Genomic DNA, 9,264 nt, shown 5'->3' with positions numbered 1-9,264 from the left:
TTTTTTTGCGAATGCTGTGAATAAATCAATTTCCGCCATTATGCTTCTCCTTTAAATCTTTATAAGTAAAAATTATTGCACCAAAAATTAAAATTTGAGATTATAATGATGTCAATCACTGTATAAAATTCAGAATGAATCAAACATTATTTCAACCAATCTATTTAATTAATGATCAGTGTCTATATATTTAAACGTCTTTAGCGAAGGTAGGGCTTTACCTTTAAAATTAAACAAAGCTTGATTATCCCAAGATGATCCCCCTGCATTTCCCTCAGCATCTTTGTCAAATTCGCTAGCACTTTTCGTTGCCCATCCGGACCCAAATTTCTCCCATAATAGCCTATTGCTTTCTAAATTTGACTTTGGTCCCACAGGGACCCATGCGGGCTCCCAATAGAAAACACCTAAGCCTGTGCTTCCGACGTTTGCGACAGCCTGAAAAACATCACGCAAAGCCGTCGCTTGACCTTGGACAGATACGGGATAATCGAATACAATATTAGAATCTTTAGTAATTGTATTCCTGAACCCGTCTCCATCTTGATAGGTGTATGGGTACGAAGTTTCTGCGACCATAACTTTTTTGTCATAGGTACGAGAAACATCACTTAGCGATTGTGTCAGATTACTTAAACTACCATGCCAATAAGGATAATATGAAGTAGCGAAAACATCATAGTCTACGTTATGATCATGCAACTGCTTTGAAATCCATTTATCATTGCCTTGTTTTTGTATATCTGTGAAATGAACGGCGACTAAAATATTTTTATCTACGTTACGAACCGCTGCTGACCCAGAATTAAATATACCAGCCATTTCTGGCCATTTGCTAGTACCCGCAATTCCATTATTAGTTTCATTCCCAATTTGCACCATTCCTACATCTATTCCAGCCTGTTTTATTTTTTGTAAACTATCCAGAGTGTAAGCGTATACTGCCTTTTGTTTCTGATCATAAGATAAATTCTGCCACGATTTGGGTGCCTTCTGTTTAGATGGATCAGCCCAAAAGTCGGAATAATGAAAGTCCACCAACAACTTCATTCCATATTTACTTGCCTGTTTGCCAATTAAAATTGCTTTCGCTAGATCTGAATTGCCACCACCATACCCATTACCAGACTCTGTATATGGGTTATTCCAGACTCTAACTCTGATATAATTAACACCATTTGATTTTAATATTTGAAAAATATTTTCTTGTTTTCCTTCTTCATTGAAATAACGTACACCACTTTTCTCTTCACTAATTACAGACGAAATATCGACACCTTTTATAGTATTACCATTCAAATTATTAATTTTTTTAACAGTAACATCCGAAGCCGATACTGAAAATGAAAGAAAACTAGTTATTGCGATTGTAGTGATTACTACCCACCAATCTCTTTTTAAGTTCATACTTTCCGGCCCACCTTTAAGTTATCTTTCACTCCTGAATGTTAATTTTGCTATCTGCTCCCCTTGTTTGACGACACGATTATCAATTTGTTGAACATCTATAATGTTTTCTGGTTGGGTAAAGTACATAATAACGTCATCTTGATACCCGTTTTTCGTAATTAATTTCTTATCAAAGCTCATCAAAAGATCTCCCTTTTTGAATAATTGGCCGTCCACATAATGTGACACAAACCCCGCACCTCGCATATTGATAGTGCCTATTCCTACATGAATAATTGCTTTTAATCCGTTGTTAGATACAACACCCAAAACATGTTTTGTAGAAAAAGTAAAGTCGACTTTGCCATCAAATGGTGCAAGTAAATTACCTTCTTCCGGATCAATAGCAAAACCAATACCAGTAATTGTGTTGCCATTGACCTCATTAAGTAGCTTTTTTTGTCCTGAGGCAGGTGCAAATATTTCTTCAAGTTCAACATTCACTTCAGAAGTATTAGCTTTTCTAGCGCCACTTGATAAAGTTTTTTCCAGTTCAATAACGATTTCGGCATGTTTTTTCTCGGTAATTTTAACTTTCCACAAGAATATAACTAAGGCTAGAATAGAAAAAAGAAGTGGTGTGTAAAAAGCATAAATTTCAAAGGTATTAATTTTTGATGCACTAATATCTCCTGCGGTAGCTGATCCAGTCATGCCCGCCGCAATTGCAATTGTTCCGACGATTCCGTTTGAAAAAGCACCAGTTATCTTGTCTAACATAGGTCGAACCGCCAAGACAACAGCTTCGTTGCGATTACCATTTTTTAATTGTCCGTATTCAATAGAGTCAGTTAGTGATAAGACAACAACCAGTTGCGCAAAAGTAAAATTAAACAAAATAAGTCCTATTGTAACCATCATCATATTTGTTTTTCCGAATATAAAAAGCAGATATGATAGGATCATTGCCATTTGCCCAATACTAAATAACACTTTCCTGGTGATAAACTTATTTAGAACGGGATACAACGGAGCAGTAGAGAACCCTATTACTGTTGCAATAGCACCAGCAATCCAAAATTCGTTTGGTTTTCCTAGTACAAACTTAAAGAAGTAAAATAAAACACCATTGGTCACAACATACGCTAGTGAATACATTAGATATGCTAAGCTGATCCATAAAATTTGGTCATTATGAATAATACCTGAAAATACATCTTTAATGCTTGTTTTTTTTGTTGCAGCATTTCGAATCAAATTATCTTTTTCTTTAGTTCCAAAGGCTACTGCCAAAGCTGATAAAACGGCTACAATGGAAACAACTATTGAAAATCCAAACCACCCTGAAGGCCCTTGTTCATGTTTTCCAGTTGCGATAAAAGTGAAGTATGTGGTGACCGGAACAACAATCATCGTGAGACCATTCCAACCAATAGAACCAGTAAAACTCCCTAAGGAAGTAAAAATTCCTCTCTCTTTACTGTCTTCAGATATAGCCGGCACCATGCCCCAATAGGCAACATCTGCAAATGAATAAAAAATATCTAGTAAAATAAATAAAACTGTGAAAACGATCGCAAAAGCAATCCAATTAATATGAGCCAACCCAAAAATTCCAGTAAATATTACAACTAATAACACTGAACTAACAACCGCGCCAATTACTTGCCAAGGTTTAAATTTTCCCCATCGTGTTTTTGTATTATCTACAATATTTCCAAGAATCGGATCAATAACTACTTCGGCCAAACGAATAATTACTACAAGAGCCGTAATTAAACCAATTAACTTGTTTGCTACCGATTGCGGTAACCCATCAAACATACCACTCGTGACATAAACGATGAAGTAAGTGCTTAATGCACCATAGAATGCAGAGTGCCCTAGATTACCAAGTGCAAAAGAAATCATTTCTACTAGCTTATTTCGAGAAAACTTCTGTTTAGTTATGTCTTTCATATTCTTTCTCCTAAATCAGTCCTTTGTTGCTACGATAACCTGATATGGTTCCAATGTAGTGCTTCCATTTAAACTATTCCCTGACAACATCTCCGTATAGCTATCCTTAAACAAGGCAATTTGTTTATTATCGGTATAATTTGTAATGAAATAATATTTTTGACGCTCATCCTGCCGAACTTGTACACTTAGATGTGCATCAGCATTTTCAAAAGGAATTTGTGAATCACGAAGTGAGTATTTATCAATTAATTTACTGTAAAATTTATTTAAAAAAGCTTTTTCCGTTCTGCCAGCAATCATCATAGCGGTGCCAGAACCCAAATCATTTTTTGTTAAGGCTGGGCTTTGAGCATAAAAATCATCTTCATAATAAGCGAGTGAGGTAGCGCCTTTCTGTTCAAAAACATCAGCATAGTCGATTACTTTATATTCGTTGTCTTCCCATATGATGGTATTAGTTTGTTTTGGGTAAAGGGTATCAGTTTCAACATAAGACAAACCATAAATTCTTTGCAGTCTTTCTGGCCACCCACCTAAATATGCTAAATAATTTTTATCAACCACGCCTGTCATATAAGTACCAACAAGATTGCCTCCCGAACTCACATATTTTTCAATTTTTTCCATATACTCGATGTCCATCATGAAGTGCATCGGATCTATCACAAGTGTATAAGGGGATAAATCATCTTGAGCAGAAATAATATCAACGGGTATATTATTCTGCCAAAAAACACTATAGTGACTCTGAATAGTATGCCAATATTTCTTTGTTTGATCCGAATAATTTCTTGCATCATCTAATGCCCATACATTGTCATAATCGAATACAATTGCAATTTTGGTGTGTGTGTATTTAGATTTGAGTAACGGTTGCAATTTTTCTAGATCTTTTCCTACTAAACTTACATCTTTGAAAACTCGTGTACGATTGCTCAAACTATGTGTCACAACAGCGCCGTGAAACATTTCTGAAGATCCCCGTGATTGGTGTAACTGAAAATAAAGTACTGAGTTTGCTCCATGTGCTATCTGTTGCAGACTGCCCATCTCATGCATTCCTGGCCGCTTTGATTTATTGAAAGGGTGCCAATTAACCTGAGAAGGAGTACTTTCCATTATAAGGTAAGAATCGTGCTTCAACCCCCTCATAACATCATTCATTAGAGCCGTTTTCATAGCTAAAGTTTCCGTAGTTTCATAATCATTGGACCAATTAGGATATGAATCCCAACTAATCACATCCACATGTTTAGAAAATTTTTGGTAATCTAAATCCATAAAAATGCTTGATTCTGGGGGATTCCCCCCCATAAAGTTTGTTGTAACAGGAATATTTGGAGTCACTTCTCGTAATGGTTTGACTTCATTTTCAAAGACATCAATTGTTTGGTCCGTCACAAAACGTTTCCAGTCCAAATTCAGAATTAGAGAAGTAGTATCACCCAGTGTCGAAGGTGAATGAATGTCATCCCAATTATTATATTGATGACTCCAAAATGATGACCAATATAGCCTATTTAAGTTATCAATCGTCTTATATTTATTTTTCATCCACTCACGAAATTTTTCTTGGCACAATTCACAGTGGCAATCACCTCCCAACTCATTAGAAATATGCCAAAGAATTAAACTTTTGCGATGACCATATCTCTTTGCAAGCTGGTAATTGATTGACTTCGTCTTTGCGCGGTAAACAGGCGATGATAAACAATGATTATGACGTTCCCCGAATAAAAGTTTTTGTCCTTGTTCATTCGTTCGTAGAACTTCCGGATATTTTTCAGACATCCATCTAGGTCTGGCGCCACTTGGAGTAGCTAAAATAATATTCCCGTTTTGTTGTTCAACCCTATCAAAAATATTATCTAACCATTCAAAATCGTAAACTCCTTCTTTTGGTTCAATTTTTGCCCAAGAAAAAATTCCTATTGTGAACGTGTTGATTTTGGATTGCTTAAACAATGTAAAATCGCGATTAATGATTTCTGAATTATCAATCCATTGTTCGGGATTATAGTCGCCCCCATGTAGAAACTTTGAAATTTGTAATGTGTCAGTCATAAAGCGTATCCTTTCTTAATTCTATATCAATTGACTTCTAAATAATAACTCGTTATCATAGTAAATGGAAGCGCTTACAGAGATAATAAGGGTAAAAATTAGTAAATGATGTTTACTTTCATTACTAAATTTACATTAGTCAAATGTTGCCGTTTATTTTATGATGAATTATAGACACAGTACTTTCTACATAATTAATGAAGAGGTGAAAAATGACTACTATCAAGGAAATAGCCCTAAAAACCGGATATTCTTCAGCAACTGTCTCCAGAATACTAAATAATGACCAAACTTTTTCAGTTACTGATAGTACCCGAGAAACCGTGCAAACTGTTGCACGACAACTTGAGTATATATCCGTTGGATCTAATCAATTCTTAGATATTAATCTCGCGGTAATCTTTTCAATTAATCCTGATGAAGAGCTTGAAGATGTTTATTATGTTAAAATGAGAGAGATTATTGAAGCAACAGCCAAAAAAAGTGGACTAAAAATAATTTTTTATAAAAATGTGATGGAATTATCTGAAAATGTTAGAGGTGTTTTGTTAATTGGAAAGTTTAATCAAGATGCTTTAAATGAGATCATAAAGAAGGAGATTATCTGCGTGTTTGTTGACTCAAATCCTAATCCTGGTATTTTTACTTCTGTACAGCCCAACTTGGAATTTACCATCACAAGGGCGTTGAATGAATTTCGATCTCGCAATTTTACAAAAGTTGGGTTTATTGGAGGTAAATTGTGGAACAAAGGCGACAACGCTTTTCAGTTTGATGATTTAAGAAGAAGATATTTTGAAAGCTATGCAAAAGAAATATCGATATATAGCAAAGAATTCGTATTTATAGGATCTGATTTTTCAACTTCCTCTGGTTATAGAATTGGTAAAAAAATTCTTAATGCGTATTCTGAGAATGAACTCCCACAGGCTTTCTTGATTGGATCAGACTCGCTGGCAATAGGAGTACTCAGAGCGTTTAATGAAGAAAATATTTCTGTTCCTTATACTACAGCTTTCATAAGTATAAATGATATAGAAGTCGCTAAATTTTCTTCACCATCGCTTACTACTTTTAAAATTAATATAGATGATATGATAAACGAAGCGCTAAATCTGCTGCACCAGAGAATAATCAATCCAAAAACAACAAGCCCTGAAGTGGTACTTAAATCACCTGAATTAATCTATAGAGAAACGTTTCCAAGAAAAATTGACAATCGATAATATTTGTATTTGATTTTTAACACTTGACATTGATAAAAAATTTCTTTTACTAATTATCCCATATAGAAACAAGATTTTTTCGATAACAATACCTATTTGACCTGATCAAAAAATAGATTCAGTTCTTTTTGATGGTAAATAAATTTATCGGTATGTACTCCCCTTTTTACAATCTATTTTTTTCTTGTGTCGTGAACTCTTCTTCTGCCTTATACTGTTCAACTATCTTTTGGTGTGTTAAGAATCGACGTTCTGCGTTTGTCTCAGCACGGATGTCCTGCCGGCACAAGCGACTAATTTTATTAAACGAACCACCCCGCAATGGCATCTGATCACCTATATGCTTTGTTGTATTTGGGTTTACATTGTTGATCAACGGCTCGGAGGCCAATTTTTTTCCTCAGGGCTAGATGCAATTTTAGTTTTGTCTGTGATGCCGCCTTTGTCGCGCTTTTTTACATTGCTTAGTAGCTCAGACATTTGTTGGTCAATATCATTTAGTGATGTATCTTCGATTTGTGCTAAATGTTTGTAGAGTTGCTTCGCTAAGCGTTGCCTTAATTCCTCGTCCTTATTCTCAGACCATTTGAGTTGTCCCTTATGCATCACGCCCTGGTCTTCAATATTAATGGCGTCGTATTCTTGTGCCAACGATTTAAATCCCTCATATTCAGGTTTAAGATCTTTGTCAAACCAATCATCTAAAAGTTGATTGGTTAATTGATTTGCCTTTGCCATTTTGCCTTTTCCAGCTGTTAAATAGGCGCTGCCTCAACGATTTCTTTTTTAAAGCCGCCAACACCCTTTAATATTTCCTGATGCCGTCTGAGTTCCTGTGATGACATTAATTGTTTTCTAAAATGTCGCTTGGCTTGTTCAATCACTTCCAGAGGTATAACACCTATTGGCTGCCCTTTATACTTACCTTCTTGCTTGATCATCTCAGGACGCGTTTCTTGGCTTTTTTTAGCAAACCACAGATGCATGTTCAGGTGGTCAGTATCCTGATGAATCACACCAAACCAAACAACATCACTTTCATTTTCTCCCAAAGGTAAATTAAATCCTTTGTTAATTAGCGTCTTAGCAACCTCTTGTTCTGCATGCTTCAACTTATTTTGGTCTATCATACGGGTTTCGGGATCATAGAGATTGTTTTTAACTAACCAATCACCTCTGATTGAGAAAGCGAGTTCATGGATATTATTTCCATTTTCTTGTGCCTCATCCAAATTTCTTCTCAATACAGAAATATCGTGATTCTCATAATTTAGTTTTTCGCTACCAAATATTGGATGCGTTTCTGTTACCGCAGAATTGCGGTTAGCATAGCCAGGCTTGCTAAATTGTTCCTTTAAGTCAATTAAATCGTTCATGGACTCATTATTAAGATCGTTTGTCTTTTCCGAATTATTAGCATAGTCAACTAAATCTGAGTATTTTTGTCCCTTCATATCTGCTGTACTAGACGTGACAAACTGCGCTGGTAAATTGACCATTGCCGTCTTTTTTTCACCCAGGGCAAATGCAGCAATTTCACCAGTCTTCGCCATTTTGCAATTCCTCCATAATCTCCTCTAAACTATCAAAATCTTGTTCATAATCAATTGTCAAACGGCGGGCTGTTCTGGAAGACATGTTCAGTAATTGAGCAATTTGCATGTAGGATTGTTGATAGTTATTAAACAGAATTAAACTTATCTGAGCCAAATAGTACGTGCGATTATCGCGTTCATGTTGACTGTCGGCCATCTCACTAACTTGAGTAGGATGGTGCCAATTGAATTCATCAAGTTGTTCTAAATACTTTTTCAGTTGTGCTTTTCTTTTATTATGCTTTTTAGTCGTCATCGAGTTGTCCTCCTGTCTGATGATATTTTTTGATTAGCTGCTTATCGCGACTCCGAATTTTTTTATATTCTTCATAAGATTGTGCCAATTCATTGTTTGGATTGAGTTCTGTTGGTGTACCAAATTGTTGGAACTCTGTTGGATTAATTGGGTTTATGGCATATTTAACAAAACCATTTTCTAAATTAATGCCTTCTGGAATGTATTCAAGTTGACGTTGCTGCATGGTTAAAAGAAAGCCTAATAAATTCTCTACATTTGCCAATTGCGCAGTCAATTTTGAATCACTTTTTGTGGAGTTGACATCATATACCTTCTGGGCTAGTTCTGAAGAATTAAGACGTGCATTGTTGGCATTAAGCGCAATATTTTCTACAAAAAAATGCAGAGCAAATCTATACAGTGTACTTTTACCAAACTGTCCATTTGTAGAGCTTGGATTTCTTTCAGCCCAATGCTTCATTTGTTGAAAGCACCATTCTTCGTCCCGCGAATTTTTGATATTAATTGTTTTACCTTGTTTTGCAAAAATTTCCTCATCAATGTCGAATTTTTGTAAAATTTTGTCGATAAACTTTAGTTCTGTTTTAACATCCAAAGGAATATCTTCGGGTAAAGTTGTATCATACTTTTTTTTCAAAACATTTCTTCTTTTGATGAGCGCCTTCATTTGACTTGTTTTGAATTCTATTGCATCTTTCATTTATTCACTCCTTTCAGCATTGCTCTTATACTAAAAAAATGGACTATTTTTATTCAGTCCGTAAAATGA

Annotated in this window: 9 protein-coding genes; 1 reads left to right on the top strand and 8 read right to left on the bottom strand. The window is 35.3% G+C overall.

Annotation, left to right across the window (positions count from 1 at the left end; translation table 11 throughout):
• Positions 1-168 precede the first annotated feature (168 nt).
• From IAE53_RS11085 to IAE53_RS11075, 3 genes are read right to left on the bottom strand one after another with little or no spacing between them, the layout of a single operon-like run.
• Positions 169-1,407, bottom strand: coding sequence for an arabinogalactan endo-1,4-beta-galactosidase (locus IAE53_RS11085; protein WP_147651554.1), 1,239 nt, complete (start codon positions 1,405-1,407; stop codon positions 169-171).
• A gap of 21 nt (positions 1,408-1,428) precedes the next feature.
• Positions 1,429-3,348, bottom strand: coding sequence for a glycoside-pentoside-hexuronide (GPH):cation symporter (locus IAE53_RS11080; RefSeq protein ID WP_147651556.1), 1,920 nt, complete (start codon positions 3,346-3,348; stop codon positions 1,429-1,431).
• Between the two features lie 15 nt (positions 3,349-3,363).
• A complete protein-coding gene (locus tag IAE53_RS11075; RefSeq protein WP_011679809.1) occupies positions 3,364-5,415 on the bottom strand; it encodes a beta-galactosidase in 2,052 nt (683 codons plus the stop codon).
• A 212-nt stretch (positions 5,416-5,627) separates the two neighbouring features.
• Between IAE53_RS11075 and IAE53_RS11070 the strand changes: the two genes are divergently transcribed.
• A complete protein-coding gene (locus IAE53_RS11070; protein WP_011679808.1) occupies positions 5,628-6,641 on the top strand; it encodes a LacI family DNA-binding transcriptional regulator in 1,014 nt (337 codons plus the stop codon).
• A gap of 166 nt (positions 6,642-6,807) precedes the next feature.
• Here the strand turns inward: IAE53_RS11070 and IAE53_RS11485 are convergent, their stop codons facing one another.
• From IAE53_RS11485 to IAE53_RS11055, 5 genes are read right to left on the bottom strand one after another with little or no spacing between them, the layout of a single operon-like run.
• On the bottom strand, positions 6,808-6,969 hold the full coding sequence (locus IAE53_RS11485; RefSeq protein ID WP_167497564.1) for a hypothetical protein: 162 nt from the start codon (positions 6,967-6,969) through the stop codon (positions 6,808-6,810).
• Between the two features lie 44 nt (positions 6,970-7,013).
• Entirely contained in the window at positions 7,014-7,379 is a 366-nt protein-coding gene (locus IAE53_RS11480) for a hypothetical protein (RefSeq protein ID WP_167497565.1), read from the bottom strand.
• Between the two features lie 17 nt (positions 7,380-7,396).
• A complete protein-coding gene (gene mobL, locus IAE53_RS11475) occupies positions 7,397-8,194 on the bottom strand; it encodes a relaxase MobL (protein WP_233610764.1) in 798 nt (265 codons plus the stop codon).
• Positions 8,178-8,492, bottom strand: coding sequence for a hypothetical protein (locus IAE53_RS11060; protein ID WP_147651558.1), 315 nt, complete (start codon positions 8,490-8,492; stop codon positions 8,178-8,180). Before IAE53_RS11060 ends, mobL begins: the two co-directional genes overlap by 17 nt.
• Positions 8,482-9,195 carry a hypothetical protein gene (locus tag IAE53_RS11055; RefSeq protein ID WP_147651560.1) on the bottom strand — a complete coding sequence of 238 codons (714 nt, stop codon included), beginning with the start codon at positions 9,193-9,195 and terminating at the stop codon, positions 8,482-8,484. The genes IAE53_RS11060 and IAE53_RS11055 overlap by 11 nt, the downstream gene beginning before the upstream one ends.
• Positions 9,196-9,264: the final 69 nt, after the last annotated feature.

It is taken from the genome of Leuconostoc sp. S50 (assembly GCF_016624925.1).
Taxonomy (GTDB): Bacteria; Bacillota; Bacilli; order Lactobacillales; family Lactobacillaceae; genus Leuconostoc; species Leuconostoc pseudomesenteroides.
The sequence above is the reverse complement of the archived record's forward strand: the minus strand, read 5'-3'. Positions and strand labels throughout refer to the sequence as shown.

Bases quoted from the DNA above. Each gene is read 5' to 3' on its own strand.
- IAE53_RS11085 (WP_147651554.1), bottom strand. From the start codon at position 1,407: ATGAACTTAAAAAGAGATTGGTGGGTAGTAATCACTACAATCGCAATA.
- mobL (WP_233610764.1), bottom strand. From the start codon at position 8,194: ATGGCGAAGACTGGTGAAATTGCTGCATTTGCCCTGGGTGAAAAAAAG.
- IAE53_RS11075 (WP_011679809.1), bottom strand. From the start codon at position 5,415: ATGACTGACACATTACAAATTTCAAAGTTTCTACATGGGGGCGACTAT.
- IAE53_RS11485 (WP_167497564.1), bottom strand. From the start codon at position 6,969: ATGCCATTGCGGGGTGGTTCGTTTAATAAAATTAGTCGCTTGTGCCGG.
- IAE53_RS11480 (WP_167497565.1), bottom strand. From the start codon at position 7,379: ATGGCAAAGGCAAATCAATTAACCAATCAACTTTTAGATGATTGGTTT.
- IAE53_RS11055 (WP_147651560.1), bottom strand. From the start codon at position 9,195: ATGAAAGATGCAATAGAATTCAAAACAAGTCAAATGAAGGCGCTCATC.
- IAE53_RS11080 (WP_147651556.1), bottom strand. From the start codon at position 3,348: ATGAAAGACATAACTAAACAGAAGTTTTCTCGAAATAAGCTAGTAGAA.
- IAE53_RS11060 (WP_147651558.1), bottom strand. From the start codon at position 8,492: ATGACGACTAAAAAGCATAATAAAAGAAAAGCACAACTGAAAAAGTAT.
- IAE53_RS11070 (WP_011679808.1), top strand. From the start codon at position 5,628: ATGACTACTATCAAGGAAATAGCCCTAAAAACCGGATATTCTTCAGCA.